The following is a 26,587-nucleotide window of genomic DNA, read 5'->3' on the forward strand; positions in this document are numbered from 1 at the left end:
TGACTATTTTTTACTTCTGTCAATCGGATTTTTTTCAATAAGCAGAATTAGGAAAAAGGGGCTACCCTCATATCTTGTTTTCTATCAGGGGGCTTCTAGCCAGCATCAAAAAAGAAACCTTCCCCTCTACACTATGAGGGGAAGGCAGATTCCATCTACTTTTTCACTTTATAATGCAACCACACTGAACCCTCACCGACAGGCTTCATCGTTATCAATTCCAACTGGGTTGCGCCTCCCAAGTCTGTTAAATCCGGTGATTCGAAAAGGGATGGTGTAGCCGTTCCACCTATAGCTAACGGGGCAATGACGAGGCTCACTTCATCAATCAGTCCCTGTCTTAAAAACGCCCCATTGATCCCCCCGCCTCCACTAAGCCCCAATCGCCTGAAGCCTGATTCATAGAGTTTATGTAATGCGAGGGGTAGATCGATGTAATCACCACAGCCCGCTTGCAGGTAGGTAATTCCCTTACGTTCTAATTGTACAATATAGTCACCCGAAACATCCTCCCTGGTGACGACCAATAGTCCTTCCGTCTGGAACCAGTCAATGCGTCCCTTACCGTCAAACACAATATATGCCTTGGATTTCCTTGGCTCATAAATCGGTTTCTCCAGTTCCACCCAATCTTTTCCCCACACAATCAGACTTTCACTTCCTGATACCAACCCATCACAATCCAATTCATCATACAGCTGATGCGTGACGTCATTCGCCTCTCCGTCCACTCCTGCAGCTGTCCATTCCATCACATTTCGGTTCGTAGCCGTTGTGATTTTCCCATCAATAGATGAAAAGACATTCAATATGACTTCTGGTTTCTTCAATTAAAATCCCCCCTTTCACGTTCTATCTATCATGGTAATAGAAATGGAAAAAGAATGTCAGTGTTTTTTCATTTCTTAAAGAAATTTAACTTTTCCGTTTAAAATGTTTGAATATTGAGATAATGGTTAGTATAATAGAAAAAAGGTCAAGGAGTTGATTTTTCATGAAGAAGTATTTGCTAAATTCACCACAGTCCGAGGTACCAGGCATAGACTCTCTTTTTGCAGAAATGATTTTGGACAAGGCCCTTCTAACTTTCCGGAAAGAGCAACTCGAACAGAAAATCGACCAATCATTACGTGATCGAAACAAAGAAGAATTCCTGCGGTTGACTGAGGAATTGAATCAGATCCGTAAAGATCACGAGGAAAAGGATGTAACGGTATAAACGATTGAATGGATATATATAAGCCATTGGTTTCAATTGATAAGGAGACAATGCTCTTGCTGATGACCGCAGGGGCATTGTTTTTTTCCTGATTAATTCTACAGAGAAATTGGCATAGCCACTTTGCTGAGAGACTACCCTTCTTGAATAAAACCACTTATACTTCCCTCAAGAATGTCTTCTCCATTCACCCAATCCAGGAAGTTTATGTCCAGAACTTGTTCGCTTCGGGCATTGGTTGTGAGGATCCTTGAATGTTGATAGGAATATGAAAAAGTGTGAAGGGTTCCAAATAAATTCTCGTAATCTGTAAAAAAAATGGGTGATTCTACGCTTTTAAAATGGCGGAACATGTCATGATGGGAAAGTCTCTTATCCATTAACCCTAGCAGATGCTTATTACGTTGGATCGATCCTTCGATGGAGTCCCGATTTTTACTAGTAAGCTGTTCATCCTGAAAATGGTTCACGCACGCTAAAGCGGATTCCCCGTACCTGACAATCACTTTACCTGAGCTTGCTTCGACTTCTGTCATATTTCCTTCTCGATCTCCCAGTGAAAAATTATAACAGGCGGAGTGAGGGATTTCATTCAGCATGGCAACGGCGTCATCAACGGAAGAGCATTGATCCAACACCATCCGGATGGCAGCCCAGGGAGAAACTCCTTTTGCGTAGCCGTCATGACTGACGAAGTGCAATCCTGCAACAAGGCCTTTCTCGTTCACACCATCGTGCCGCCCCAGAATTTGAAGATTGTAGCCCGCTGTCGCAAAAGCTTGATCCGCTTGAACCAAACTGAATATCCCATCATATAGAGCAGGGGTGAAATCATAATTCCTCACGTAGCACTCTTTAGTAAGAAAGGTCGAGCACCCCATTCTATCTGTCTTAGGAACATCATATCCACTAAATAAAGCAGCTGCCTTGTCCAGCGAAATCTCAAACCCGTTGGACAGACCCTCTAACTCTTCAAGCAAATGCGGGGCAAACGTAGAATAGATAGACTTCATGTTGTGAAGATCAATTTCCTGCTTTGTAATGGATTCAAAGGTTTTTAGAATGGAAGTATTTCGGAGCTTTTCACCTGTTTTAAGCCAATTTGAAAAGCGCTGTCTCTGATTTGCAAGATACGTACATCGAAGTTAGACATATTCATTCCCCTTTAAGACATCATACTCTTTCTGATCACATTGAACCTGTCATTCTGTGCATGGTTTGGACTGATCACTGATTCCAATGAGTAGAGCTGCCCCCTTAAGGTATAGGTTATCCGCCGCTCATAAACGATCGGGTCAATGCCAGAATCTGTCCAGGCTGTTCCAAGATGGTCCAATGCCCGCTTTCTTTTACTTCCACGAGTTCTGCTCTTCTTAAGTATTGGGTTACATTTTCCCTAATATAGGCGGGGGCTAGAATATCATGCGATCCCTGAGCGATCAAAATAGGTATTGAATTGATTTGAGGCAGGGACGGGAATAGGTTGTAGTTCTGTTCAATATCTTTACCGATGTCCTCAAGGGCCTTCTTGTTGTAGCGGATTTCCTTTTTCTTTTTCAATGTATCGACTGAATATACATAATAAGGGTCCATCAGGTTGTTTAGCTTGCGGGATGCATCCATGCGGAAAATGGAAGATAACGAGTAGTAACCGAGCAGCACTTTTTTATAGGGACCCAACTTTTGAAGGAAAAGTTTTTTGAAAGTGACATAGTCTTTGGAGGATAAACCGATTGCGGCTGTTAGAATGATTTTGTGGATATGGGATGGATATCTTGCTGCATAAGACAAAGCCAGGATACTCCCCCAAGACTCACCGAACAGCGTCACTTCCTCCAGGTTCAACGCCTTTCTTATGCCTTCAAGAGTGCTGATTTCCTCTTCTATGGAATAGGTATCGCCTCCCGACTTTCCGCAACCCGTTTGATCATATAAAATAATCTGATAGTCATCAGCCAGAGGATCCATATGTGGCAGAAAATATTCAAGACTCCCGCCTGGACCGCCATGGAGAAAGATGATCGGCTCCCCTTCCCCTTTTACACAAACATAGATCGATTTCCCATTGATCGTGATATGCTTTCCTTCCATTACATCGCACCCTTCATTTCAGGAGCTTCCGATTAATAAATAGATACACAACGGTAAGTAATACCAACATGACTGCCACAAAAGTGGTTCCCTCAAGGGCATAATCGAACAGACTGTTAACGATCCCAAGCAACCCCAAAGGAAGAAAGAATAGGAAGCCCGTTATTGTACCTAACTTCGACTTATCTTCAATCATTTTTTCATTGAATCCGGTCAGCAGCCACGTTTGTTTTTTCACACCGACGAGATACGAAATCAGTAATAGAGCGACTCCAATGGCAAGTAATCCGTAATCCATCATGACGCCTCCTTCATGCAATAAAAAACCTTTTTTACATATACGGATTCATGCAAAAATGGTTCCATAATATTCCTGTCTATTCATTTGACATTATACTTTTTCCAAAAACCGTTGAACTTCTCTTGGTGACTTCAACATGATGACTTGTTTATCTTTAGGCAATTGTTTAAGTCTATTTAAAATTTCCGGTCTCCTGGTTTTCGGATAATTCCATATCCATTTGAAAAATTTCAAGTCAAATCTTTCTTCGCAACCTTCCCCCATATCCGGTCTTGTTTTATTTCTGTACTTCAACAATCTTTTGGAAGCGTGGTATACACAGATTATTCTGGAAATATCGAGAAAGATGATCGTATCTGCTGCATTCAGTCTTATCTCCATGGTCCCGCCATAGTTCCCATCAATAATCCATTCTTCATTTCTGACTAAATTATTTTGAACTTCTTCCTGCTCATCCCTTGGAACTCCGACCCAATTCGGCTTCCAAAACAATGCATCAAGATGATAAACATCTATCTTTAGTTTTTCACCTAATTGCCTGGCCAGTGTAGATTTCCCTGATCCTCCTGAACCAATAAGTACAATTTTTTTCATGAGGGCCTCCTTTATTTCTTGCTTCAGAGCAGTAAACCCTCATGTTTCCATAAGTATGAATCCGCCATAAAAATACCATCACTCCCTGTTTTCATTCATCCACCCAACAGCATACTCAACCATCTCTCTCATGGGGATTAAATAACTTCTTGCTTCACCGACCATGCCTTCTTTTACATAGTCTGTTTCTTTATGAAAATCAGCAAATATCTTATCAAAATCATCCGAGTCATTATTAATATCTTGATACGTCGTCCATACTTCTTCATGATTCTCTTCCACTTTCACGTCCCAGATTTTCTCTTTTACAAAAGTGTTTTTTTGTCTGTATTCAGCCAGATGCAAAGAGGTATTGGAATCTGTCGGTGCTCCAAGTAATAGAATGTAGCCATTTAATTCGTATATTTTTCCCAATGGTGAGTTTTCATTTAATGCAAAGTCAAAACCATGATCTTCCGTTATGTATTTAGCATGCTTACCCCAGGCGGCAAAGGATGTGTGGGGATGGGCGCTTCGAACCACTCCTTTTTGCTTCCTGAACGTTTCAGGTATAAAGCCCATATAGCATGTAGGAGTTAGATCGGGGTGATACGTCGGCAAGTTCTCTCTGATGATTTTCATCTCTTCGTCTGTAGGCCCGCTTCCATATTCAGTCGGGTCACATAACTGCTCGGTCTGTGTCGGCATCACGATGTTTCCTTCTTCCCCGACCGTTTCTTCCAGTGCCAAGATAACAGAAACTGGGCCACCAATGACTCTTCCCAGTGATTTTAAGGAAGAATGGACGATGATGGTCATTCCTTGATGTACTCCTAATTCCCCTAAGTCATGAATCATCTGATTTTTAGTTACGAGTTTTCCCTCTCCCATGAATATTCACCCCCTATTCAAATTTGGATTATGGAAAATACCTTACCCTGCATTCAAATAGTAAATCATATTATCCGTCCATTCACCGAACTCATGGATAAATCCTTTCCTGATGCATTCAAATTCCATACCGACACTTTCAGCAAGCTTTATGGAAGGGGTATTATCGAGGTTGATATGAGCTTCGATCCGGTGGAAATTCAAGTCATGAAAAGCCATGTTCAATGCCGCTGTCACTGCCTCTTTACCGTACCCGTTCTTCCAATGCTGGTTATGTATGGTGTAACCGATCCTTCCCCATTGAAAATCATTCCTTGATAACGTAGAGAAATCCACCATTCCCACGTGCTTATGATCCGCTTTTCTAAACACACCAAATACGTGGGCTACATCATTACCAGCCAGTTCCTGATGCTTCGTCACCAACTGATCGAACCATTCTTCTGTGCATTCACTCATATCCATTCTTCCCAAATCATGCCTGCTGGAGGAAGCAGATCTACTTTCGAATTCCTTAAGCCAGTTTGGATAATCAGCAACCTTCAATGGTCGTATGATCAATCTTTCAGTTTCTGTACTAATCTTAAAATCTTTCAACTTAACACCTCTTCAATTGTTTTGATCAAAATCTATGAAAATACTCCGTTCTATGACCAACTATATGTTTTTAGAGATTGAAACCCTTCATGAGAATCCTCCCATTCTATATATGAACCGGTTTTCACGACTTATGATCCACTTTTCAGATATATGATCCGGTTTCAGCCATTTATGAACCGGAATTTTGATATATGATCCACTTTTTTCATTTTATAATCCGTTTGTCGAAAGTTGTATCATGGGAAGGGTCCTATACATAAATAGGTAAGTAAATCTCTACTTCTTCCTCACCAGTTTCCAATGGATGATAGGTCTCCACAATATAAGAATCCGGTTTCCTTTTATATCCCTGGTCATCCATCCACTTTAAAAGATCGTTATGAAGCTTGCCAATATGTCGAACGTTCCCTTTCGTCGTAACATACTCTTCGTCCAGTTCGATATATTCCATACCGACCGGAACGTTTGTAAGGGTTTCGTCCACCATGATCCCTACATAATAGATCCCTTCCAAATGGTCCGTATCCCTCTTAGGTTCGTAGAGGGCGATTTCAGGACCATGATCGGCTTCGATTTCATGTAACCTCTCTAGAAATTGCCTGGCCCGTTTCGGTACCTCTGTGTTAAATTCAGTGAAGGCTCCTTCTCCTTTTACCCCTACTACTCGGAATATTTTTTTCATTTTTTCAGCATTCATAACAATCTCTCCTTTTGATTAAGATAGTTTCCATGCCGGAATTAACGAATGGAAATCAAAGAAATAACTCATCGGGATATGGATGACGGTGTATATGGCAAGAGTGAGCAAATACGTCAGAAACCATTGAGAAACCGGTACTTGAAGGAATGAGTAAAGCAAGAACATCCCCACTGGAAATGGAACCAATACGATCAACCACATCGGGCTTCCCAAAGCTTCAGTCAATGCCCCAAGTGATACGACAGAAAAGCCGATGATCAATGCCTGCCAATTGGGCAATCCATTTCTAAGAACGAAGCTTGCGATGTAATAAGAAAGACCGTTCAAAGATACTGCCAGAAAAAAATCAAAAAGATATTTCATGCTTACCCCCTAGTATAATATTACCCCTCAATATTTTAACATAATTTTCCTGATACGATAATAAAAAAAGCCCCCCACCTAAAAGTGAGAAGCTCATCCTTTACCTGATCCGTTGAATAAATTTCTGACCAACCAAATACCCGCCTGCCAGCACGAAGAAAATCAGAAGCAGGCCAGCGAATCCGTCGGTAAACCCCGTTCGTTCAATGGCAAATCCAAATAACGGAAAGCTGATCATGATGACGAAGCTTTCCATTAATCCGATCAGCGAAAGGAAAGTAGATCTGATATTGCTCTGCAGAAAGCTTTGCACGAATGAGCTGAAGATCGGTTCGAACAGACTCAAGAGCTGTGCAAGGATCAGAAACGATATCAGGATCGCCCAGTCCGTGGCGAAGATGAACAGGCTGAAAAAGAAGAGGAAAAGACCTAAGCCATAATATAAAATATTGAAGAACTTAAATCGCGCCTCCACCCTGTAAGCAATCTTCGCCATCACGACGCCAAGGAGCCCTTCAATCGTAAAGACCGCTCCCACGACGACAGGAGAGTAGCCTAATTGAATGAAGTATTCCTGTCCGTAGAACACCATGATCACCATGACTGCACTCGCTAAGATGAATAGCACAACAGGCTGATGAATGACCGTGTTATTTCTCCAAACGGCAACCCCTAATTTAAACTGATGAACCCACTGGTTATACCACCGTCCGCCGATGTCCTCCGTCTTTTCACGTTCCGGTTCCTTCATGAAAAACAGTGGAATCAGTGCAAGGATATGGGTCAGTATAGTTGCACCATATACCCATCCCCAGCTGATCTCTGCCATGAATCCCCCGAGGAATTTGGCAAGGCTCAAGGATAGGAGGGAAATGGCCGTCATGCTTCCGATTACCCTCGTATAATCCTTCTCACGCTTTTCATTCCTCAACGTGTCATAAGCAAACGCCTGCTCGGCACCGGAATGAAAGGTGACCATGAGTCCCATGGATAGAAAGGCCAGGGTAAACATCGAAAACGTCCCGCTCATCAGCATGAACAACCCATAAAGGAGACTGAACACATTCCCGATCACCAGGCTGACCTTCCTCCCATACAAATCTGCGATCATCCCTGTCGGAACCTCAAACAGGACAATGGCCAAATGGAGAAACGCCTCCAATATGCCAATTTCACCGAAGGTCATCCCCTTATCGCCAAGGTAGATGACCCACAACGCCCGGTCAAAAAACAACTGGGCAAAAAAGAGATAAAAATAAAGCAGATATATATTGTTTCTTGTCTTAATCATTTAATTTCGTCCTCTCATAAACATAAGGTTAATAGAAAAGCGGAGGCGGCTCGTTCAGAGGCGACAAGCATAAGGTGAACATGACGGAAAGGCGCTTTTTGCCTTTTTGGCATGTTTATCTTATGACCTCGAGCCTCTAGCCGCCGCAGCTAGATCAAAAAAGCCACAGGGAATCATTCCCCGTGGCTTTCGCTATTTTCAGGAAATCATACATACGTTCACATTATTGAAATTCAGCTAAAAAAGGACAGACTTGTCCCGAGGACAGCTGAAATTCCAAAAATAGACATCATGAAGACAAGATATTTTTTCTCAGCTTTGATGTCTACAGTGAACGAATGCATGAATTTTCCCTCCTTATTGTTTAAGATTCTTTTTTATTATATAGTTCTTTCCGGTTCTGGACAAGCAATCCTTATACCGAGGTTGACCACGGATTCATTACTGAATAAAATAAATACATACTAATCTGGAGGTTTTTGTTTGCTAAACAATTGTTTATTACTGGGGTGAAAACTTTCTTAATGACTCTTTTCATTAAGAAAGTACCATTTATATTTGAACCCAACAACTTTTATTAAAGAATAGGAGTCTATAAATGGATATCTTTATTAGACAAGAACGCCCTGAAGAATATAGCTCGACAGAAGAATTGACAAAACAAGCATTTTTACATGAGGAGTATAGCGATAAGAAAGAACATCTGCTTGTAAATAAAATTAGAAAATCAGATGCATTTATCCCTGAGCTATCATTGGTTGCCATCCATCAAAGCGATGGAGTGGCCGGTCACATCCTACTATCTAAAATCACCATTGTAGACCATGATATAGTGGAAGATTCTCTGGCACTTGCTCCCGTGTCTGTAGCACCCTCCTTTCAAAAAAAGGGAATTGGAAGCCAATTGATACGAGCAGCCCTGCAAAAGGCTAAAGAGATCGGTTACCATTCAGTCATTGTGTTAGGACATAAAGACTATTATCCCAAATTTGGCTTTAAACAAGCGTCATTATGGAACATCAAGCCTCCGTTTGAAGTGCCTGATGAAGTATTTATGGCTATGGAATTGACGGAGCATTCTCTTGAAGATGTAGAAGGTGTCGTTCAATATTCGAAAGCTTTTTTGGAATAAAGGAGAAAAAGGTTGTCCCGGCATTCCCCCGGGACAACCTTTTTTTGAAATTTGCCTTCTTCTCGTTTGAATATAGGGCTTTTCCCCAATAACCTAGCCAAGTACGATAAAAATCATATCATCACCAGTACGAGGAAAGTCTCATCCATTATCCCTTGATTTCTTGTGAATGAATGGTAAGGAAACTTCATTTATTTAGTCCTCTTATAACCACTTTCAATCCTGTTTCCGACTTAATGATCCTTATTTCAATTAATCAATCCTGATATAAAAATAATTAATCCTTCATGTCGAATTTTCTTTTTTCCGTAACCGAAATTTCCAGAGTAAAGTTTCGAGGAAAATACCCGGATTATTTAATCCGCCACCATACATTCGCTTTATAGCATTACAGCATCAATAATCAAAGAAGGAAAAGCCAGCCTGTCCCCCTGATTTCTAGGATCAAATTTCTTAGAACGAAAAATCACTCCGTCAGATCCATCCCAATGATTTTGATGAAACGTTCCTTCTTCATCAAAATACTCATATAATGTCACTTCAAATCCCACCGTTTCAAACATTTTCGTCAACGTATGATAATTGTGAACGATCTTATGACTGGCTGCCGGATGATCTTTTGGACCCGGTCCTCCAACCTGCACAATCCGTTGATAAGATTCATAGGGGAAGTAGCCATCAGGCACGGCGCACCGAATATATCCGGCAGGCTTCAGGTATTTCATACATAATTTTGCAGCCTCTAGCCCTTCTTCGTATGTAAGGTGTTCCCAGACGTGTTCAGCCAAAAGAGCATCTACAGAACTTTCATGGAACTTGTTTTCCCATGTACTTTCGTCTAATAAATTTAAATCCTCTTCCTGTGTATGGATCCAGCCAGGATTATTCACATACTCTCCTGCACCGATTACGATTTTTATTTCATTAGAAGTCATTTAGTAGTACCTCACTTATTTGTATAGATAATGATGTCCTGTTAGATTAACTTACTGACATAAAAATTCATTTGGATAATTATACCACAAAAAAAGAGGACCTGATCCCTAACACGTTGATACTTGAACGTGTGAAAATCAGAGCCCATTACTATACAATCAATTACTTTAACCAAGGGATGCACCGGGAAGGTCCTCTTTCGTCGGAATTAACAGAACTTCCTTTTATCAATCTCTATCCCCTTCAGCTCGAAAGAAAGATCCCGATATCCACTTTGCCCTTGACTGATTTCACTTTAATCGTTTGGCGCGTCTCCTCCTGAATTTTCCGGAATACATCGGTTAAGCCGCCGGTAAGGGAGGATAAATAGGTTTCCATATTTTCTACTCTATGTTGAATTTCCTTGTGATTATAAAGAATTTCCTTCAAAGAAGAGAAATCCTCTGTGTCTCTAATGTAGAAGACGAGATCATGTTCTACAAGATAATGTAAATTAAACTCTTCCTGCCCGGGAAGATAATCAAGGATGAACACAGGGATTTTTTTATGAAGGACCTCACTGATCGTGACCCCACCGGGTTTAGTAATGATACCATCCACTGCGTCATATAGAGCATTCAGTTCTTCCTGATCCTGAATGTACATGTAGGGCGTGATATTCGATTGATTGAGAAGCGAACGATACAGCCTGTGATTATGACCGCATAACACGGAGAAATGGACATCCGGGTATCGGGAAAAGCCCTTAATGCCATTTTTCCATACGCATAACCCGCTATTTCCTCCCGCAACAAGGATATGTTTTCCCTTCTTGGAGAGGGGACTCCGGGATGAACCCTTACTCTTAAACACATCCGCAACGGGGATTCCGGTTTGATAGACACGATCCGAAGAAACGTTGTGATGCATGATCAATGTCTCCTTCACCTCTGCAGTCGGGACAAGGTGGTAATCAATCTTGCCGGTTTCCCAAACACCGTTCACAAAGAAATCGGTATAAGCATTCATCGTTTTACAGGGAATGGCCCCCTCCCGTGACTTCAGCCTTCCGATCATTCTCGATGGAAAGGAATGGGTGCAAATCACCAGTGAAGGTTTTTCCTCTTCCACTACCTTCAGCACCTTCTTTTCAAAGTAGGTGGCCAACCGGGAAATGCTTCTTAAAAAAAAGCTCTGTTCTTTTTCTTTCATCATCACCTTTTGGTAAAAACCTTTATAGCTTTCCGGTGAAGTTCTGATCCATTTAAAATAAACGCCGGATATCATTTTTTCCAGAAGAGGATTCGAGAAAGACAGGAAATCAATGATCTTGATTTCAGCGTCCGGATAGTCATGTCTTATGCTGTCTTGTAGAACCTCGGCTACTTTCGTATGTCCGGTTGGGACACTGAACATCGATAGAATCACAATCTTCATTCCAAATACCTCTCTTTTTTCTTTTTAACGGATCCCCACACCGTTGTGAGGATAAAAATTAATAGTAATCCGACCCCTACGTATGGAACATAGGCTGGATTAATGGAAAGAGTGTTGCCAAGCCAGTATCCAAGGAAAATATACGAAATCGTCCAAATAGCCGATCCCGCCATGGTAAGGAAGAAAAAGGGCATGTACCTTGTACCGAATATACCAGCGAGGTACGGGCTCAATTGGCGCAGTCCCGGCATAAACAGACCAAACAGTAAAGTCTGGGTTGAGTGCTTGGTAAAGAGTCGCTCATACTTAAGAACCTTTTCCTTAGACAACCCGATCCATCTTCCGTACCGATCAATAAGCGGCTGTCCAATGAATCTTCCACCATAGAACCCTGTAATCATTCCTGAATAGACACCTAGGAATGAACAGACCAATGCCAAAGAAAGCATTAACTGGCCTTTGGCTGCCAAGAGCCCCACTAAGAACAAAAGGGACTCTTCCGGGGCAGGTATGCCGACGATCCCGAAGAATAGAAACAGGAAAATGATGAAATAACCGTAGCTTTGAATGTACTGGATAATCTCTTCACTGCCCATTTACTTCCTGCTCCTTCGTTACTGTGTTTGTTAGCAATGCGAATCGGATCTGTTTCTCTAACGCATCTTCAAGGAATGCATCCAATGACTCTATCATATTATGGGGAGCTTTCTCATCCGCCCCGAACGTCGTCCCGCTATCATGAAGAACGAATATGGAACCGTCATGATCTGCCTCTTTCATTCGTTCAAGTAAGTCCCCACCGTTCTTCACCTTCCAATCCTGAAAGATGTGGGACCACAATACAACCTCATAGTCCCTGGATAAAAACAGGGTCGATAGATTAAAATGTCCCCACGGTGGACGATAATAGATCGGTTTCTCATGGGTGACCTTCTCGATCACCATACGTGATTGCTCCAACTGCTTTTTCAAATGAAAAGGGGTTAAAAACCAGCTGGACACATGGGTATAATGATGAATCCCGATCGTATGCCCCTCCCTTTTCATCCGTTTCAAAAGCTCAGGATATTTCTCCACTTTGCTTCCGACCACGAAAAAAGTAGCCTTAACCCCGTGCTTACTGAGGACATCGAGAAGTTGACCGGTATACATGGGATCCGGTCCATCGTCAAACGTCAATGCAATCGCACCCGGAACATTCACCCTTCTTGTAATACGGTCATTCCTTTTTCGTATATAAACCGTGCTAATGACGGAATAGACCGAGTACATCAGCACGACCATTAATGTGATATAGATCCACTTCATCGTGTACAACTCCAACATAAATTTCATTAAAAGTGCATGCATAATGATTGCTACTCTATTCCTAAAGTCTCCATTCATCATAAAGTGAACCGGTTTTTATATCAAGGCTTTCAAGTTAGATGACTTGATGAGGCAATATGGGACTAAGTACTTTATACTGTAATGGATGAATGAGTGAAAAGGGGTCTCATGTGGAGGGTAAGTCCGGAAACTAAAAAAAGAGCAGCAGAAGCCACTCCTTTTTCACAAGACTATTCGTTTCTAGGATCTACATAATCCGGATAATCCGTAATGATCGCATCAACCTTCATGTCGAAAAGAAAGTCTGCCGCTTCCTGACTGCGTACCGTCCATGAGCCGATCTGCATCCCCTGTGAGTGGACTTCATTCACGACATCTTCTGTCACGATTCCATAGCTTGGGTTGAACCACTCCGCATAGGTTGAGATTTCTTTTAAAGCTGCCTCTGTTGTAAGGGCACGGTTAGAAGTTAATACTCCGACCGGAACGTGAGGAAGCAGCTCGTCCATTTTTTTCATCGAGTCAAAGTTAAACGATTGAAGAATGATTTTTTCATTTTGGGGCTTGTCGAGATTCCGTTCACTTAATGCTTCTGCCACTTGTTCCTCAATACCAGGGTAAAGTTCTGGAGCCTTTAACTCGATTAAAATTCCCACTTTTCCATGGTAACGATCCAGAATCTCTTCAAAGGTCGGAATCGGTTCTCCTGCAAACTTGTCTCCCTTCCAACTACCGGCATCAAGACTACGAAGCTGTTCAAGGGTTAAGTCCCCGACTTTCCCCGTTCCATCTGTTGTACGATCCACTGTTGTATCATGGATGACGACCAATTCACCATCTTTACTTCGTTGAACATCGATTTCAATGTAATCCGCCTTCATATCAACCGCCAGATCAAAACTGGTGATCGTATTTTCAGGTGCATAACCAGCTGCCCCCCGGTGCGCTACATTATCCACTTGTTTTCTTTCCCCTGCTGTCGGTTCTTCTGCAAACGCCTGACTGAATGGGCTGAATAATAATGAAAAAGCAACACCTGTACCGATTAATAATTTTTTGTTCATTTTCTTCATCTCCAATCCTGAATATGTATTTCTACTTTATTTTAGGAGAGAGATGTTGACTTGATATGTAGTTAAAGATAAGGCTTAATGAAGGTTGTGTTAACAAAATTCGACCTATTTTCTTACGATTATTTACAAATCGAGTGGCCGGAGATGAGTTACTAATCCATTTTACTTACATTACAGGGGGTGATGTCGGTAACAGCTGGGTTCTCAGATCAATGAACAGAAAAAAATCGTGCTTCTTACATATTTAATCCTGTTTGAACCACTTTCAATCCTGAATTGAGAATAATTATTCCTGTCTAACAATTATTGATCCTGATTACCATGAATTAATCCTGTTTTGGAATAATTGATCCTCCGTGTCGAATTTTCTTGTTTTCGACTCACAAACCCCTTTTCCCTGTGCCAAATATGATCAGATGATTTTCTGCATCGCCAACCATTCTTCAAATCTCTTCACACCTGTTTCATAGGTAAGATCATTTCCGCTGATAGAAAAAATTCTTGTTCCAATTCCCTCTAGTGATAACTCATTTACTTCGATTGTTTTTTCAAGTCCATATTGTTCAATGTCAAAGAAGACATCCCACACATCTTCCGATAACCTTTTATACGCAATAGACTCATAATCACAGTTATTTTCGTAATAACCTAAGTGCAGATGATATTTATCGTCATACTTTATGTCCATTAACTCCTACCACCGATCATATTTATTCTGTGAAATACAAGATTTGTAGATCTGATATAACTTCATCTTTTTGAAACGAAAGTATTGAATTGATTCCATTTATTTGAAATAATTGGAATTAATTGATTAATATATTTGTACATAAGGTAAAAGACCTTTATGCCAGGAAAGAGGATAACGTATGCTGAAAAAGATACCCTTTAGGCGGATACGCTGGCCGGGATGGGTTGTGTTGTTTGTAATAGGATTCTCTTTGATTTATGGGATGGCTCAGTTGGTAGTTGGAATCGGATTCGACAAGGATTCAGGGCAGGCATCCCTATCGAGTATAAACTTTGAGACGGTGACTGAGAAGACCGATACATATACCATGTCCATTAAGACTCCGGTTATCGGAGACTCAACCATTCATAAGCCCATACAAGGATGGATCAAGCAAGAGAAAGAAGCATTTTTAGCAGCAGTAAAGGAAAACAAGGATGAGCTTGGAGATGGTTACCGTGCTCACTTAATCATCCAAGCCGATGTAAAGAAAGCGACAGATGATACATATAGTATAATCTTTAACTCGTATCAGTTGGTGAATGATATACGTGGTCAACAACAGGTGAAAATCTATACTATTGATGCCTCTGAAAAGAGAATTTTACACCTATCTGACATCATGCAAACCAGTGGCAAGCCAATCCATATAATCCGAAACCAAATCCTAAAAAATGAATCTATCAATCTGGTGGATGACAAGATGGATAAGGTATTAAGTGACCCTGCATCGTGGAATTGGTCCATATCCCCCAGAGCACTCACGTTGTACTTTGAGGAGTCGGAAATCGCTGCTAAAGGGGCTGGCCCAATCCAAGTAGAGATTCCCATTAAACTTATCCGCCCTTATCTAAATAATAAAACGGCAGATGCACTAGGTACATCAGAAGGAACACCAGTAAATGTATCCATCGAACCTGAAGGAAAATATGTGGCTCTTACGTTTGATGATGGCCCCAACGTTGAGGTAACTCCACGAATTCTCAAGATACTCAAAGCCCATGACGTACAGGCCACTTTTTTCATGCTGGGAAGTCAGGCTGAAAAATACCCTTCCCTTGCGAAACGAGTTGCCGAAGCCGGTCATGAAATCGGCAATCATACAGACCACCATCAAGACTTGACGAAAATCGGAAGGAATCAAGTGGCACAAGAAATCCAAATATCCAGCCGGAAAATCGAGGAAGCGACTGGTCAAATCCCCTCTAGTTTACGACCGCCTTATGGAGCGATCAATCATGAGGTGGTGGAGGTGGCTGGTAATTATGGCTCCCCAATCGTCCTATGGTCCGTCGATTCACTAGATTGGAAAAACAAGAATGCCGATAGCATCAACCGGGTTGTTCAAAATGCAATCACCCCGGGATCCATCATCCTGTTACACGATGTTCATCCAACTACAGCTGACGCTTTGCCGACATTACTAACAACACTTGAAAAGGAAGGGTATCAATTTGTAACCGTCTCTCAGTTACAATCGATTAATGCGGAGGAGAGTGCCGGTCCTTACTACGGTAATATTTGAATGAGGCTTTGGTTCTATTGCTTTGAAAGCAGTAGAACCGTCCGGCATGCAAAAAAAAGTGAATCAAAACCTCTTGATCACCTCTCACCTCATTCACCGGACCGTCGTCTCCAACGCCTCATTCCTCATTTCTCTGATATATTCCTTAGCGACATGTTCCCTCCCGCCATGCTGTTCGTACCAATCCCTGATCCGTTTCAGATGATCTTCATCATTCCTGATGCTGGTTTCAATCTTCATATAATCGTCCTGACTGTCGTATTCCCAAATAGCAAAGATCTCAACGGTCTCTTCATCATGATCCTTCATCCAGCGGCCAACCAGTCGCGAGCCGTGTTTAAGCTGGTTCGGCAAATTGGTGTGATTGAAGTGATCATTGAACGTTTCGACGAACTCTTTTTTGACTAGATAGAACTTTCTTCTATAGAACATGATGGTTCTCCTTTCCTTGCCTTGATCACCATCGTAGTAGGAAATTTCCTCGCCTTATATAATGAGTAATAGCGATCAGATACTTCCTCTTCCACTGAGTCAAAAGCTGCTGATACGTCACTTTCAATAACCGATTCAATCGTAAATCCTGCTTTGATGACTTCATTTAAATAAGTACTAAATTTACGTTTCGGGATGACGACAGGTGCATCTTCGCCTTTGAAGTTGGGGTACGTAGTGACTCCCTCTTTCTGGTAAGAACCTTCCAGATAAATTTGACCATCTTCACTTTTCATATGGGGGTATAAGGGATGATCCCAACTAAAGATCAGTGAACCGCCTGTTTTCAAATACGAGTGAATCAACGTTAAAGTAGATGTCAGGTCTGTTGTCCAGCCAATGGCATAGATAGAGTATACGATGTCAAAATAATCCTTCTGTAATCCGATGTCTTCTTCCATAGGTGAACAGGATAAGTTGGCATCCAAGCCCTTTAACGTTTCTTTTGCCGTCTCGATTTGGGTCTCTGACAGGTCAACGCCCCATAATTCACTGGCACCCATTCCCTTCATATAAAGTAAGGAGTGCCCGCTGCCACACCCTATATCAAGCACCTTTTTGCTGGTAATGTCATCAAACAGCCTCAATTCGTCTTCCGTCTGTGTAAACGGCCCGTAACTCGGCAAGGCATCCTTCCCGTTAAAATGGCGGGCGACTTTATCCCAGCTTTTTTTATTTTGTCTCAGAATATCCAGCATCTTAGCATCCCCTTTTCATTTAATTACTCTGTATATATAATCCGCACTCCCTATCGGATCTACCTCATCAACGTAATAATCTTCAGCCAACCAGTATCTTCTTTTATACTTTTCAAGCCTTGCTTGATGGTCACCGAGATAGGTGTCACGGTCCAATACTCTTTCAGCTCTTAATTCATGTGAGCAATCAATATAGATCATAAAATCAACATAACGTCGCCATTCTTTCCTTTGTAAGAAGACACCCTCAATAAGGATGATGGCAGACGGGGGCAGGTGGATTGGTTTCGTAATGACCGAATCCGTTGAAGAATGATAGAACGGGAGGGTAATAGAGCCGCTAGCATGCAGCTTTCTGAACAGCTCTGTTTCAATTAATCCAATATCCCATTGGAGAAAATAATATTCGAACCATTCATCATTCCCGGTCCCATATCGCTTATGTGCTTCAACAATATGATCATCAAGATGAACGATGAAAACCTCATGACTTGAAAGCTCCAATGCATGTCGAAGCTCTTTTGCGACTGTAGTCTTACCTGCTCCTCCTAAGCCATCGATACCTGCAATGAAGGGGCGATTTTCCGAGAACTTTTCCTGATAACGGGATAGCAATGGTTCTATCACTTCATCGATGGACACTTTGCTCACCCTCATCATTTTCCTTCCATATTACTCATATATTTCTCTGGCAACAGCTCCAACACATGACACTTTACGAGTTCACCATTATAAGGAATGATGACATCGGTATTTTCCCCATAGTCACTGATTAATTCACGGCACATTCCACAGGGGGCAACGACCCAACATTTCTCTATATCTTCGTGTGGATGAGGATGAGCCACGGCTACAATCGTTTCAAATTCGTGATCCCCTTCAGAAATGGACTTCCCGATCACCATCGCTTCCCCACATACTGTGATTCTTCCCACGTTTGCTTCTACGTGCACCGCTGAATATACTTGTCCGTATGCTGACCTGACTGCCGAACCAATGTGGTGTCGTCCATATCGGTAATTTTTTTCGATGACCTTTTCTGCTTCCCTGATCAATTCATAGTCTCTATCTTCTAGCGGTCTAACTTTTAACATGATGATTGGTCCCCTTTGGTCGATTATTTTTTTATCGATACAGAACACTTATTGAATGTCCTCATTAGGTTTAACGCCATATTGATCTTCGTTTTTAAAGATATGAGCAGGAGACGAGCCTATTACTCTAAGTTTGCCCTCACTTATAACAATGCCCGTTTCCTCTGGTAACGCAAGAACAGAAAATCCATATTTGTTTGCGTATTCTTTGATTAAGCTATCATTACTAGTTTCATAGTGACACCAAACTGAATAGTTATCTATGTAGTTAAAACCTTCAAAGGTCTTCAAACTTGTATGGTTTGGATCCATATGCGAGGAGGTTAAAACATCTCTGCCAAAAATAATAGCTCCGGCACTCCCTCCATATACAATCCCCTTTTTGTCTATATACTCTTTTAAAATTTCATCAAAGCCTGTCGCACGGAAGGTGTTTAACAAATAGAAAGTGTTTCCTCCGCCGATGTAAATGGATGAGAATTCCTTTAGATCCTCTGGAGACTTAGCTTCTAAATCAGTCCACATTTCTATTTCAGTAATGCCTAGAGGGTTAAACACACTATGTATCCATTTGTAACAGTCTTCATAAGGAATTTCGCCATGCATCGCGATTGGAATATATAGCAACGGCTTATCAAGATCTAATGCCTTTACAAATTCCTTATCAATTATGTCTGTCTGTTCCTTATCTCCACCGCCAGACAGGAATAAGTTAATCATGAATCCCTTCCCCCTAATCGCCATTTTTTAACTATCCCACACTACCAATTATTTCAAATTACCCCTTTTAACTCAATGATTATTTTTGCAAAAAAGAAGCTTATCCAATACACGATAAACCACCGTTCGTATGAAAGGTAAGCCGGATATTTCTTTCTTGTTACTGAATTAGCATAAATTGCTATTACTTTTTGACCACCTTTTAGTTTAATCTTACTCCCATCTGGATAATGAATAATAAGACAATAAATCATAGAAATGAGGTAATGAAAATGCGAGTAAATGATGATCAAATAAAAGGAAAGCGAAAACAGACAAAGGGAGATTTAAAGAAAGGATTAGGCAAGCTTACAAACGACGATTCTAAAATTGCGGAAGGCGAACGCGATAAGGATAAAGGAAAGATGCAAGAGAAAGTCGGCGATATGAAGGAATCGTTTAAAAAGAATTGGTAATTGCAATCAGGCTTTCCCTTCTGTGAATGTAAGCCATACTGCACATAAATCATGAGATGACGACCCTCCTGCTTACTAGGAAAAGCAGAAGGATCGTCCTTTTTCTTCAGTTTATTTACAGCTATCCAAATCAGCTTTTTCAAACCAGCCAAATGCCACTTCCGCCTGAATGATCTCATGGTCTGGTGCTACTAAGAAAAGGATAAATGACCCGCCCGGAGGAAAAATGAATTTCCCATCTTCATCACTGGCTAACGTACTTTGTGGGGAGACAATCCGCCTAAAGGCCATAACCCCCTTTCTTGGAAACCCTTCTACTTCATCAGCATATGCGATTTTGACTTTGGGCTTTGGAAGTGGAGAAAGTGCCGTATTTGCGGGCGTCACATTACTCGAAATCATTGGCTTACCAGGAGGAATGGGATTAAACCAAATTTCAGCTTCAAACGGTTGGTCGGAATGATTCGTGATGGTAAAGGCATTGACAAATAAATTGACATCGGATTTACCCGGATTCATCAAGCCTCCCCACGCATTTTTTCCTTTACCGAAACAAATGTGTTCCGTTTGCCCAACAAAATATCTTCCCTCTAAGGATTGATACAAAGGGTTAGGGATATTGACGGTTTTACTAAATCGGTCATTATTCAACCACTGCATATGAAAAATCACTCCTTTCTAAAGTTTATGGGAGAAGAAAGAAAGTGTTTTAAAGAATTCAAAAAGTATTGTATGTAAGATATTACTTGAAGAGCGACAGGTGGCGGTTGCATCCATATCCCCCATCAAAGAAGGACAGAACTATTTACTTGATTTTAATCTCTTTCTTTTATTCTCAGGCTGCTTTAACCAATAACGGATTCCTTTTCCAGCCAAGGGTTCATCATTGTATCTCGGGATGACGTGTAAATGACAATGGAAGATAAACTGATTGGACACCTCTCCGACATTCCACCCAAGTGTAAAGCCATCCGGGGAAAACGCTTCGTTTAAGTACTTCTTCGCTTTTTGTAATAGTTCGTATGTATCTTTCCACTCTATTTCCGTTAATTCAAATGCGTCCGCATGATGGTTTTTTGGAACAATGACCCCGGATCCTTCTAATACATCCTGGTGCTTGTTATGCTGCAGGAAATAGCAGGATTCGTTTTCAAATACTATGTTTTGGTCTTTGTCCTTTTTTGGATTGCAGAATGGACAATTTTCTTCATAGCTCATAAAACTTTCCCCTTTCTAATTTAGCATCCTTCAATTCCAATTATTTCAAACCCCCACCCCTTTGACAATCCCAGCTTCCCACTCTGATGCCCGTTTCCCCTATCTGTTCATTTTTGCAAAATTAACCGGCACAAACTCTGCACACTGAAACCCCTTTCAAAACCTCTAAATAGCCCCTATACTAGATTCATAAGATGATCATCTAATTAACTAACAATATAAATATGCAAAAACGATAACAGAGGGGGATCCTCATGGTATTGGATAAAAGGCGTGCACACTTATTATCCATCATTCAACATTCTACTGATCCGATTTCGACGAAAGATCTGGTGACCAGGACGAATCTGTCTCAACGAACCATCTATTATGACCTTGATCAGATAAATAGTTGGCTGCGGACTCAAGGATTAGAACCCATTGAAAGCCAGCATGGCAAGGGGTTGTTTTTGCCTCCTGCATCGAAATCGAAGTTGATGGTTTCTAAGGATCAAAGTTTCGAAGATTGGCAGTATCAATTGTCGAGGCAGGAACGCGAAGTCCTGATTAAAGCCAAAATATTATTAGAAGAACAAGATGCCTCGATGCAGCGGTTTATGGACCTGACAAGCATGAGCCGGGGGACGATCGCCAAGGAAATTAAAGAGATCAAGCAAGAGTTCAGCAAAGCCGGTTTGCGGTTGTATTACAAGAAAGGTTCAGGATACCGATTGAGTGGCCCTGAGGATGCTAAAAGAACGATGCTTTCGAATATACTGGCGACTATCTTCTCACACCCGGATTGGCAGAACGTCAGGAACGAGGTCCATAAGATGATTCAGCCGGAAGCTGCCACGTGGTCCCATGAAACGGATCAAAGGAGCCTGGTGAGAGAGATACTTTATGAAGCTGAGAAAGAATTGGGATTGACGCTGACAGATGAGATGGTGGAGATCCTTTCCCTGCAGATCTTGATGATCATGAAGAGAATCGAGCTGGAAGAGTATATTCTTGTTCCAGAAGCAGAAAAGCAGGTCCTGCAGCAAACAGAAGCTTACAAGGCAGCCCTCCATATTACGAATAAACTTGGAAACGTAAAGGAAGTCTCTTTTCCAGATGATGAGGTTTGTTTCATTACGATGAATCTGTTGGGATCCAAAGTCCAGCATGATAACTTCAACCGTTATACGGAACAGGAATTATCAGGCCTGAAGGAAGTCGTGCAACAGATGATTGATGATTTTCAGCTTTACTCCTGTGTGGTGTTCGATGATAAAAATGGACTGGAAGAGAATCTGATTTCCCATATTAAGCCGACGTATTACCGGCTTAAGTACGGGCTCTCGATCGCGAATGACCTGGCTGACAGCATTCAAAAGACTTACCAGGACATCTTTCATTTGACTAAACGGGTAATGAGGCACCTGGAACGGTATGTCGGGAAGATCGTCCCGGACGAGGAAGTGGCCTACATTACCCTGCACTTCGGAGGCTGGTTGACGAAAGAGAAAAAGAAGGTCGAGACGAAATTTAAAGCACTCATCGTTTGTGAAAATGGGATTGGGACTTCCAATATGCTCCGCACCCAACTAGAGAACTTGATTGCCGGGCTGAATGTCATCACCACGATCTCGATGAGGGAATATCGAACGAACGAGTACGAGGCGGACGTCATCTTTTCCACCAATTATATCAAGGAGAAGGACATCCCCGTCATCCATCTTCCGGCTATCTTGACGAATCTCGAAAAAGAACGGGTCATACAACGGATGAATGAGCTTTTCGATTCGAAGCCACCGGAAAAGAATGTGACCGATCACCTGATGGATGTCATCAAACGTCATGCAACCATCCATCAAGAGGACGACCTGAAAAAGGAATTGGTCCACCTTTTAGAACAAACTACTCCCAGAATAAAGGAGATCAGAAAGCCTATGCTCAATGAATTATTGACAGAACAAACGATACAACTCAAAGACCGGGTAAGCAGTTGGGAGGAAGCCATCAGGGTGGCCAGTCAACCACTGATCGACCTGCAATCGATTCGCCCGGATTATGTAGACGCCATGGTAACGAACGTGAAGGAGTTGGGTCCTTATATTGTCATCGCACCTAATATCGCCATCCCCCATGCACGTCCGGAGACCGGTGTCGAACAACTGGGAATGAGTTTCCTGCGACTCAAGGAACCCGTCCATTTTTCCGAAAAAGAAAAACATCGCGCTCAGCTGGTCATCGTGCTGGCAGCAATCGATAATCAAACCCATTTAAAAGCATTGGCACAGCTTACAGAACTGCTATCCAATGAAGACAATGTGGAACAATTAATCTCAGCAAGTGATCGTCAAACCGTAATTGAATTAATCAACCAAACAATTGAAGTATAAATCAGAGGAGGAAATTTAAAATGAAAAAAGTATTAGTCGTATGTGGAAATGGATTAGGAAGCAGCATGATCGTAGAAATGAATGTGAAAGCAGCACTGAAAGATATGGGAAAAGAAGCTGAGGTTTCCCACACGGACCTGACAACTGCCAAGACGGAGCAAGCGGATCTCTTCATCGGTTCAGAGGATATCGTGGAAAGCCTGGAAGATGGCCGTAAACATATCGTGAAATTGAAGAATCTGATGGATAAGAACGAACTCCGAGCTGCATTGGAACAAAATATCTAGTCCACTTTTAATAGGAAGGAGCGATACAAATGGTTGATATCATAATGAAGGATATACTCGGTACACCCGCGATCCTTGTCGGTCTATTCGCCTTAATCGGGCTCCTGATTCAACGTAAGAATTCAGGGGATGTCGTGTCCGGAACCCTTAAAACGGTCATGGGCTTCGTCATCCTCGGGGCGGGTGCGAATGTACTCGTCCAGTCCCTGGGGCAATTCAGCAGCATGTTCAATCATGCCTTTGAAGTCGACGGGGTGATTCCGAACAATGAAGCCGTCGTGGCCCTTGCACAGGAAAGCTTCGGTACGGAGACAGCGATGATCATGCTGTTCGGTATGGTTGTCAATATTGTTATTGCACGTTTCAGTCCTTTTAAATACATCTTTTTAACCGGACATCATACCATGTTCATGGCATGTTTGATCGCTGTCATCTTAACCACTGGTGGATTTACCGGAGTCCCATTGATCATTCTCGGCTCGATCATCCTTGGTGCATTGATGGTCCTGTCACCTGCGATGCTTCAGCCATTCACACGCAAAGTCACCGGGTCGGATGACTTTGCCGTCGGCCACTTCGGATCGATCGGGTATTTGGTGTCCGCCACAGTCGGTAAAGCAGTCGGTAAAGGTTCTAAATCGACAGAAGAAATCAAAGTTCCAAAGTCACTCGGCTTTCTCCGGGACACTTCCGTCTCAGTATCTCTGACGATGGTCATCCTGTTCTTTATCGTTGCAGGTGCAGCAGGTCCGGCTTTCGTTGAAGGAGAATTGAGCGGCGGACAGAACTTCCTTGTGTTTGCCTTTATGCAGGGGATCACCTTTGCCGTTGGTGTGTATATCATTTTAGCCGGGGTACGTATGCTCCTTGGTGAAATCGTTCCTGCCTTCAAAGGGATTGCGGACAAAATCGTCCCGAATGCGAAACCCGCTCTTGATTGCCCGGCCATCTTCCCATTCGCAGGAAATGCCGTCATCATCGGTTTCTTATTCAGCTTCATTGCCGGTCTCGTCAGCATGCTTTTCTTGCCACTACTTGGATTGAAAGTCATCGTTCCGGGACTTGTCCCTCACTTCTTCACAGGCGCTGCTGCCGGAGTCTTCGGCAACGCAACCGGCGGTCGAAGAGGTGCAGTCATCGGCTCCATGGCGAACGGCGTCATGATTAGCTTCCTGCCAGCTCTCTTATTGCCGGTTTTAGGCAATTTAGGTTTCCAGGGGACAACATTTGGAGATGCGGACTTCGGGTTGGTCGGCATCGTGCTTGGTAATCTCGTCAGCTTGATTGAATCCAATGTGATTGTTTTCGTGTCAATCATCGTCCTTCTTGCCATCCTCTTCTTCATCAGCTTTAAGTCAAAGGGGACTGGGGAGAAGGAAGAGACAGAAGTTGCATAGATAAATTAAAACACTCGCTTCCTTATTTCAGGAAGCGAGTGTTTTACCATATAAACAGGAAATACCAGGACGGCTACCTTGCTTCCGAATGCACCCCATTTTTCATTCCTTTAACCTTTATAATAAAACTGTAGCCTTTAAACACATGAAAACTTCTCAAAAAACCTACTCCGTGATAATCCCTTCTCCAACCCCAAACCGAATCAGACCTTCATAAGGATCTCCCGTAATATCAAAAAGCTTACAAAACGCGGGCTCTGTCTTATATCCTTGGTTTTTGAGATGTATCACTTTCTGTTTGAGACCAGGATATCTTTGCAATAGTTCATGTTCAATCATCATATGGAGATACGCATGTTGCTTATGTACCGGTTGGGCTTGTCCAAACAGCTCAAACTCAAAACCGCTTAAGCTAAAATTCGCCTTCACGACTTCTTTCCCATTAATCGTTTTCCTTTTGATTGTAAAGCCATCTTTTTTGTTGTATAACGTTTGGATCAATTCTTCAAATGGGTCTAATTCCTGTACTTCCATAATGATGTCCAGGTCTGAACCCGTAATGTCTATACCAATCGGCAGAGTTCCGCATAGAACAGGATGATAGGTATTCATGTCATTCAAAATATCCAGTTCCATGATGACTGCATATGCCTTTTGTTGCCTGTCCGTCCCCTTTTTCATACTTGCGAATAATTCTATCATCGGTACACCATCCCTGCCTGACGATTTTTCAATGCAAATATACCAACTCTTATTATCTGAGAAATCTTTTACCTTAATAATGACGTTTTATTTACAGTAGTTCCTCTCACTTAGGGAAGAAAGAAAAAACCCAAGACTGGGTTCAGTATAGATCTTCTTCAACATAATAGACAAATACAAGGTTGCTACCTTTTCATTTTCAAAAACTCATACAGCCTCTTTAGCCAACACATTTAATCGGACGCACGTAAACCCATCACTAACATAAATATTATTAATTATTTTGGACCAATACCTTTCCAAAAAAGATCAACCAAAGCTTGTGCTGTTTTTTGGGGACCACCCAGTTCCTCTATTAGGTCTTTTTTGTTTCGAATCATTGCCACCGTAGAAAATGCATGTGCAAGCAATAATGGGTTTGTTACCACTATTTCACCTTTTTCCATGGCTTGCTTGAATATATCTTCCAGCGCTTTATGAACTTCCCTCTCGGCACCTCGAATTTCCTGAATATGATTCTCTGTTAGTGAGAAAGCAGCTTCTTTTAATAACGTTTCAAAATCAATGTGGGGTCTCATTAAATGATCCAGTGTGACTTCATATAATTTGTGCTTCAAGCCATTAGAACTATGTAAAAGTTTCTCTGTTTGTACTGTGATTCGTAGGAACATACTGGACACGGCGACTGCGAATAAGTTTGCTTTGTTTTTAAAATAATAGTAAACGCTGGCTTTGGTCACACTACACGCCTCAGCCACTTGCTCCATGGAAACACCCTCATATCCATATGTTAAAAATAGATGGGCAGATGTCTTTAAGATTTTCTCTCTCGTTAGATTATTCTCAATTTTTATTTTTGGTCTTCCTGGTTTTTTAGGAAACTCGCTATCCATGGGTACCTCCTTGATATTCAAAAAAAATATATTATTAATCATTTGATTAATTAACCTTCGAGTATATATAATTAATGAAGATATACTGACTGAAT

Annotated in this window: 32 protein-coding genes; 7 read left to right on the plus strand and 25 right to left on the minus strand. The window is 41.8% G+C overall.

Features of this window, described 5'->3' with window-relative positions:
• Positions 1-155: 155 nt before the first annotated feature.
• Entirely contained in the window at positions 156-830 is a 675-nt protein-coding gene (locus tag RSX31_RS20030) for a RibD family protein (RefSeq protein WP_315635792.1), read from the minus strand.
• 164 nt (positions 831-994) lie between these two features.
• Here RSX31_RS20030 and RSX31_RS20035 point away from each other — a divergent pair, with 164 nt between their 5' ends.
• Positions 995-1,219: an IDEAL domain-containing protein gene (locus RSX31_RS20035; RefSeq protein WP_282137216.1), complete on the plus strand. Its 225-nt coding sequence runs from the start codon at positions 995-997 to the stop codon at positions 1,217-1,219.
• A gap of 134 nt (positions 1,220-1,353) precedes the next feature.
• On the opposite strand, the gene RSX31_RS20040 is transcribed toward RSX31_RS20035, so the two are convergent.
• The 9 genes from RSX31_RS20040 to RSX31_RS20080 all read right to left on the minus strand — a co-directional run bounded on the left by RSX31_RS20040 (position 1,354) and on the right by RSX31_RS20080 (position 8,029).
• Positions 1,354-2,232 (minus strand): C45 family peptidase, encoded by an 879-nt coding sequence (locus tag RSX31_RS20040; RefSeq protein ID WP_315635793.1) that lies wholly within the window; start codon positions 2,230-2,232, stop codon positions 1,354-1,356.
• A 256-nt stretch (positions 2,233-2,488) separates the two neighbouring features.
• Positions 2,489-3,310, minus strand: coding sequence for an alpha/beta fold hydrolase (locus RSX31_RS20045; RefSeq protein ID WP_315635794.1), 822 nt, complete (start codon positions 3,308-3,310; stop codon positions 2,489-2,491).
• 13 nt (positions 3,311-3,323) lie between these two features.
• The gene (locus RSX31_RS20050) at positions 3,324-3,608 is read right to left on the minus strand and encodes a DUF3784 domain-containing protein (RefSeq protein WP_315635795.1); all 285 of its coding nucleotides are present in this window, start codon (positions 3,606-3,608) and stop codon (positions 3,324-3,326) included.
• 93 nt (positions 3,609-3,701) lie between these two features.
• The gene (locus tag RSX31_RS20055; RefSeq protein ID WP_315635796.1) at positions 3,702-4,205 is read right to left on the minus strand and encodes a DNA topology modulation protein; all 504 of its coding nucleotides are present in this window, start codon (positions 4,203-4,205) and stop codon (positions 3,702-3,704) included.
• Positions 4,206-4,283: 78 nt separating this feature from the next.
• Positions 4,284-5,075, minus strand: a complete 792-nt coding sequence (locus RSX31_RS20060) for an aminoglycoside N(3)-acetyltransferase (RefSeq protein WP_315635797.1) — start codon at positions 5,073-5,075, stop codon at positions 4,284-4,286.
• Positions 5,076-5,117: 42 nt separating this feature from the next.
• Positions 5,118-5,672, minus strand: coding sequence for a GNAT family N-acetyltransferase (locus tag RSX31_RS20065; protein ID WP_315635798.1), 555 nt, complete (start codon positions 5,670-5,672; stop codon positions 5,118-5,120).
• A gap of 253 nt (positions 5,673-5,925) precedes the next feature.
• A complete protein-coding gene (locus RSX31_RS20070) occupies positions 5,926-6,372 on the minus strand; it encodes a GyrI-like domain-containing protein (RefSeq protein ID WP_315635799.1) in 447 nt (148 codons plus the stop codon).
• An 18-nt stretch (positions 6,373-6,390) separates the two neighbouring features.
• A complete protein-coding gene (locus tag RSX31_RS20075; protein ID WP_315635800.1) occupies positions 6,391-6,738 on the minus strand; it encodes a hypothetical protein in 348 nt (115 codons plus the stop codon).
• Between the two features lie 100 nt (positions 6,739-6,838).
• Positions 6,839-8,029, minus strand: a complete 1,191-nt coding sequence (locus RSX31_RS20080; RefSeq protein WP_315635801.1) for an MFS transporter — start codon at positions 8,027-8,029, stop codon at positions 6,839-6,841.
• A gap of 598 nt (positions 8,030-8,627) precedes the next feature.
• On the opposite strand from RSX31_RS20080, the gene RSX31_RS20085 reads away from it, so the two are divergent.
• Entirely contained in the window at positions 8,628-9,161 is a 534-nt protein-coding gene (locus RSX31_RS20085) for a GNAT family N-acetyltransferase (RefSeq protein WP_315635802.1), read from the plus strand.
• A gap of 380 nt (positions 9,162-9,541) precedes the next feature.
• On the opposite strand, the gene RSX31_RS20090 is transcribed toward RSX31_RS20085, so the two are convergent.
• The 6 genes from RSX31_RS20090 to RSX31_RS20115 all read right to left on the minus strand — a co-directional run bounded on the left by RSX31_RS20090 (position 9,542) and on the right by RSX31_RS20115 (position 14,603).
• Positions 9,542-10,096 carry a class I SAM-dependent methyltransferase gene (locus RSX31_RS20090; protein ID WP_315635803.1) on the minus strand — a complete coding sequence of 185 codons (555 nt, stop codon included), beginning with the start codon at positions 10,094-10,096 and terminating at the stop codon, positions 9,542-9,544.
• Between the two features lie 244 nt (positions 10,097-10,340).
• Positions 10,341-11,513: an MGDG synthase family glycosyltransferase gene (locus RSX31_RS20095; protein ID WP_315635804.1), complete on the minus strand. Its 1,173-nt coding sequence runs from the start codon at positions 11,511-11,513 to the stop codon at positions 10,341-10,343.
• Entirely contained in the window at positions 11,510-12,109 is a 600-nt protein-coding gene (locus RSX31_RS20100) for a DedA family protein (RefSeq protein WP_282137226.1), read from the minus strand. The genes RSX31_RS20095 and RSX31_RS20100 overlap by 4 nt, the downstream gene beginning before the upstream one ends.
• Positions 12,099-12,821 carry a polysaccharide deacetylase family protein gene (locus RSX31_RS20105; protein ID WP_315635805.1) on the minus strand — a complete coding sequence of 241 codons (723 nt, stop codon included), beginning with the start codon at positions 12,819-12,821 and terminating at the stop codon, positions 12,099-12,101. The genes RSX31_RS20100 and RSX31_RS20105 overlap by 11 nt, the downstream gene beginning before the upstream one ends.
• 251 nt (positions 12,822-13,072) lie before the next feature.
• Positions 13,073-13,906, minus strand: a complete 834-nt coding sequence (locus RSX31_RS20110) for a glycerophosphodiester phosphodiesterase (protein ID WP_315635806.1) — start codon at positions 13,904-13,906, stop codon at positions 13,073-13,075.
• 421 nt (positions 13,907-14,327) lie between these two features.
• Positions 14,328-14,603 (minus strand): DUF3986 family protein, encoded by a 276-nt coding sequence (locus tag RSX31_RS20115; protein WP_315635807.1) that lies wholly within the window; start codon positions 14,601-14,603, stop codon positions 14,328-14,330.
• A 181-nt stretch (positions 14,604-14,784) separates the two neighbouring features.
• Between RSX31_RS20115 and RSX31_RS20120 the strand changes: the two genes are divergently transcribed.
• Positions 14,785-16,170: a polysaccharide deacetylase family protein gene (locus RSX31_RS20120; protein ID WP_315635808.1), complete on the plus strand. Its 1,386-nt coding sequence runs from the start codon at positions 14,785-14,787 to the stop codon at positions 16,168-16,170.
• A gap of 93 nt (positions 16,171-16,263) precedes the next feature.
• Here the strand turns inward: RSX31_RS20120 and RSX31_RS20125 are convergent, their stop codons facing one another.
• The 5 genes from RSX31_RS20125 to RSX31_RS20145 are packed head-to-tail and all read right to left on the minus strand — an operon-like array spanning position 16,264 to position 19,174.
• Positions 16,264-16,602 carry an NIPSNAP family protein gene (locus RSX31_RS20125; protein ID WP_148994581.1) on the minus strand — a complete coding sequence of 113 codons (339 nt, stop codon included), beginning with the start codon at positions 16,600-16,602 and terminating at the stop codon, positions 16,264-16,266.
• Entirely contained in the window at positions 16,575-17,360 is a 786-nt protein-coding gene (locus tag RSX31_RS20130) for a class I SAM-dependent methyltransferase (protein WP_315635809.1), read from the minus strand. Before RSX31_RS20130 ends, RSX31_RS20125 begins: the two co-directional genes overlap by 28 nt.
• Positions 17,361-17,375: 15 nt before the next feature.
• Positions 17,376-18,017: a kinase gene (locus tag RSX31_RS20135; RefSeq protein ID WP_315635810.1), complete on the minus strand. Its 642-nt coding sequence runs from the start codon at positions 18,015-18,017 to the stop codon at positions 17,376-17,378.
• Entirely contained in the window at positions 18,017-18,454 is a 438-nt protein-coding gene (locus RSX31_RS20140; RefSeq protein WP_315635811.1) for a cytidine deaminase, read from the minus strand. Before RSX31_RS20140 ends, RSX31_RS20135 begins: the two co-directional genes overlap by 1 nt.
• Positions 18,455-18,502: 48 nt before the next feature.
• On the minus strand, positions 18,503-19,174 hold the full coding sequence (locus RSX31_RS20145; RefSeq protein WP_315635812.1) for a Type 1 glutamine amidotransferase-like domain-containing protein: 672 nt from the start codon (positions 19,172-19,174) through the stop codon (positions 18,503-18,505).
• Positions 19,175-19,446: 272 nt separating this feature from the next.
• Here RSX31_RS20145 and RSX31_RS20150 point away from each other — a divergent pair, with 272 nt between their 5' ends.
• The gene (locus RSX31_RS20150; protein ID WP_148968188.1) at positions 19,447-19,629 is read left to right on the plus strand and encodes a CsbD family protein; all 183 of its coding nucleotides are present in this window, start codon (positions 19,447-19,449) and stop codon (positions 19,627-19,629) included.
• Positions 19,630-19,740: 111 nt separating this feature from the next.
• Here RSX31_RS20150 and RSX31_RS20155 read toward each other — a convergent pair whose 3' ends face one another.
• Positions 19,741-20,289 (minus strand): DUF6143 family protein, encoded by a 549-nt coding sequence (locus tag RSX31_RS20155; protein ID WP_315635813.1) that lies wholly within the window; start codon positions 20,287-20,289, stop codon positions 19,741-19,743.
• Between the two features lie 141 nt (positions 20,290-20,430).
• The gene (locus RSX31_RS20160; protein ID WP_148994587.1) at positions 20,431-20,847 is read right to left on the minus strand and encodes an HIT family protein; all 417 of its coding nucleotides are present in this window, start codon (positions 20,845-20,847) and stop codon (positions 20,431-20,433) included.
• 254 nt (positions 20,848-21,101) lie between these two features.
• On the opposite strand from RSX31_RS20160, the gene RSX31_RS20165 reads away from it, so the two are divergent.
• From RSX31_RS20165 to RSX31_RS20175, 3 genes are read left to right on the plus strand one after another with little or no spacing between them, the layout of a single operon-like run.
• Complete coding sequence (locus RSX31_RS20165) at positions 21,102-23,213, plus strand: BglG family transcription antiterminator (protein ID WP_315635814.1); 2,112 nt, start codon at positions 21,102-21,104, stop codon at positions 23,211-23,213.
• A gap of 20 nt (positions 23,214-23,233) precedes the next feature.
• Positions 23,234-23,500, plus strand: a complete 267-nt coding sequence (locus tag RSX31_RS20170; RefSeq protein ID WP_148967828.1) for a PTS sugar transporter subunit IIB — start codon at positions 23,234-23,236, stop codon at positions 23,498-23,500.
• 29 nt (positions 23,501-23,529) lie between these two features.
• Positions 23,530-24,897 (plus strand): PTS ascorbate transporter subunit IIC, encoded by a 1,368-nt coding sequence (locus RSX31_RS20175; protein WP_315635815.1) that lies wholly within the window; start codon positions 23,530-23,532, stop codon positions 24,895-24,897.
• Between the two features lie 165 nt (positions 24,898-25,062).
• Here RSX31_RS20175 and RSX31_RS20180 read toward each other — a convergent pair whose 3' ends face one another.
• Both RSX31_RS20180 and RSX31_RS20185 read right to left on the minus strand, forming a co-directional pair.
• The gene (locus RSX31_RS20180; protein WP_315635816.1) at positions 25,063-25,599 is read right to left on the minus strand and encodes a DUF4269 domain-containing protein; all 537 of its coding nucleotides are present in this window, start codon (positions 25,597-25,599) and stop codon (positions 25,063-25,065) included.
• Between the two features lie 278 nt (positions 25,600-25,877).
• Positions 25,878-26,534: a TetR/AcrR family transcriptional regulator gene (locus RSX31_RS20185; RefSeq protein WP_315635817.1), complete on the minus strand. Its 657-nt coding sequence runs from the start codon at positions 26,532-26,534 to the stop codon at positions 25,878-25,880.
• Between the last annotated feature and the right edge of the window lie 53 nt (positions 26,535-26,587).

This window comes from Rossellomorea yichunensis (genome assembly GCF_032337515.1).
Lineage (GTDB): Bacteria > Bacillota > Bacilli > Bacillales > Bacillaceae_B > Rossellomorea > Rossellomorea yichunensis.